At 51.6% G+C, this 2,080-nt stretch carries 2 protein-coding genes and 1 pseudogene; 2 read left to right on the top strand and 1 reads right to left on the bottom strand.

The genetic code is table 11. The features are described 5' to 3' along the window. Positions 1–313 (top strand): integrase core domain-containing protein (locus HMPREF3120_RS01940; protein WP_070450381.1); only part of this gene is annotated, 313 nt, incomplete at its 5' end. A 55-nt stretch (positions 314–368) separates the two neighbouring features. Here HMPREF3120_RS01940 and HMPREF3120_RS11655 read toward each other — a convergent pair. Next, a pseudogene (locus HMPREF3120_RS11655) lies at positions 369–653 on the bottom strand (transposase); the annotation flags it as partial. A gap of 825 nt (positions 654–1,478) precedes the next feature. Between HMPREF3120_RS11655 and HMPREF3120_RS01930 the strand changes: the two are divergent. Continuing rightward, the gene (locus HMPREF3120_RS01930; protein ID WP_256365990.1) at positions 1,479–1,874 is read left to right on the top strand and encodes a recombinase family protein; all 396 of its coding nucleotides are present in this window, start codon (positions 1,479–1,481) and stop codon (positions 1,872–1,874) included. Positions 1,875–2,080: the final 206 nt, after the last annotated feature.

Raw genomic sequence — 2,080 nt, 5'->3', positions numbered from 1 at the left:
GCAGTACGTCAGCGTGGTCTACAACGAGCGACTTACCCAACACGGCATTACAGCTTCCACCGGAACTGTCGGTGACTCCTACGACAATGCTCTTGCTGAAAACGTCAACGGATCCTACAAGAACGAGCTGATCCATGCTCGCAGGTGGGATGATGTTGTCGAGGTAGAAATCGCGACGTTCGAGTGGGTGTCATGGTGGAACGAGACAAGGCTTCACCAAAGCTTGGGATACCGAACCCCGGTCGAGGTCGAAACCGAATTTTGGAAGCAGAACCCACCACAGGAAATAATAGAAATCAAGGCAAACGCCTAGGAACAAAACCCGGGGCACTTCACTCTGGGTACTTTAGTGCCCAGAGGCTTATCTACATGGCACGTTCGCTACGGGTTCGTCGTTCTAACAGCCAGTCAGACAAGAAGGAACCGTGGCGTAGTTTCGGGATAGCCACATCGACGGTGCTGACCCGTGTATCCAGTAGTCGGTGGCGGTAGCCGTTGCGGTGGTTGACGCGGTTGTCGCTGGTGGTGCCGTAGTCAGCGCTGCCGACAGTATCGTCTTGGGAAGATAGAATTTGGTTGATGAAATCACCGAGCATCTGACGCGTCAGATCGGGTGATGCTTGAGTGAGTAGCTCTTCGAGGTATGCTTTTGGTTGCCAGTTGTGTCGGCACCGGGGGCTTAACTGTGAGAAGCGGGTCGAATAGCGGAGTTCTCCGCTAGGAGGTGTAAAAATTCCTCTGGGTCTTTAACCGTCAAGCGAATGGGTCTTCCGATATTGCGGTGTAGGAGGATATTTGCAGAACCGGCATGGAATGAAATAGTGCCATCCAGGAAGTGAACCCCAAACGTTTGGGATTCGAGTATGGGGCCCGAGGGAAGGATCTCCGCCCCCTTCAGAGATTCCAAACGAACGTTGCTAACTGGAATGCCAAGAACTGAAATCCGAAGGATTTCATCATTCAGCAACACCCCGACATTAAAGAAAATTGCCAGAGACACTAAAAGACCGCATGTGATAAAGGCGGTTTGATCTCTTCTGGTCAAGAAGTAGACACACAATAAGAGTACTGCGAAGATAAGTACGATCCGACTAAAATTATATCCAAATACTCTTGATCGATAACTTGAACCAGTCATGAATATCACTCAACTTCCTTCCAACTATCTTCATGGGTAGTAAGGCGAAAATCACCACTGTGAGCATCGTGAGGGAGAATGAGGTAATTCCCATGAATAAAGCAATTCTCCCGTGCAAAAACACAGCTGCCAAGATCGCCGTAGATTTCCATTTGTCGGATGCGAAAGTAGCTGCAGCTATGCCTTAAGGTCCTAATGTGTGTATAGCGTACACCCCAAGCGAACAATTTGTGAATGACAAAACTTCCTGTTCGCTAGGGTTAGTTCCAAGACTAACGGAACAGAACCGTCACTGCCTCTGGAGATCACTGAACAGTTGGGGGCGATCTCAGGACAAAAGGTGGGCTATGCCCGGGTGAGTTCGAAAGATCAGAACCTTGATCGTCAGATTGAACAACTCAAGGCAGAGAAGGTCTTCACCTATTACACGGATAAGGCCAGTGGTGGATCGCGTGAGCGCCCTGGACTTGATGAAGCAATGCGATATGTCCGTGCAGGAGATCAGCTTGTCGTCACGTCGATGGATCGGTGCGCGCGTTCACTGACGGATCTGTACGCCATTGTTGACGAGCTAGTCAGCAAAGGAGTGTCGGTGAAGTTCCTCAAGGAGGGACAGACCTACTCAAAAGACTCCACCCCGATCGCCAAGCTGATGCTAGGGCTGTTGGGTTTTGTTCAGTTGGGTATGGCCGTGAAAGAGCTGGATCAACCCCGTGAAATAGTTGAAAAAAAATAACCCCGCAGGTTTCCCTGCGGGGTGTCGTTGTTAGAACGGTGCTTCGTCGTTGTCGGCGTCAGCGCCAGCCAGGGCGGCGTTCGCCGCCTCGCCTCCGCGACGGGCTGCGCGCGCAGCGGACTCTTTCTTGGAGTCGATCAGCTGCACGGTGTCGATACGGGCGACCAGCGGGTGGTCAAGTCCCGTGTAGTGGTGTAGCCGTTTGT

The organism is Corynebacterium sp. HMSC11D10, assembly GCF_001806995.1.
GTDB classification, from domain to species: domain Bacteria; phylum Actinomycetota; class Actinomycetes; order Mycobacteriales; family Mycobacteriaceae; genus Corynebacterium; species Corynebacterium coyleae.
The sequence above is the reverse complement of the archived record's forward strand: the minus strand, read 5'-3'. Positions and strand labels throughout refer to the sequence as shown.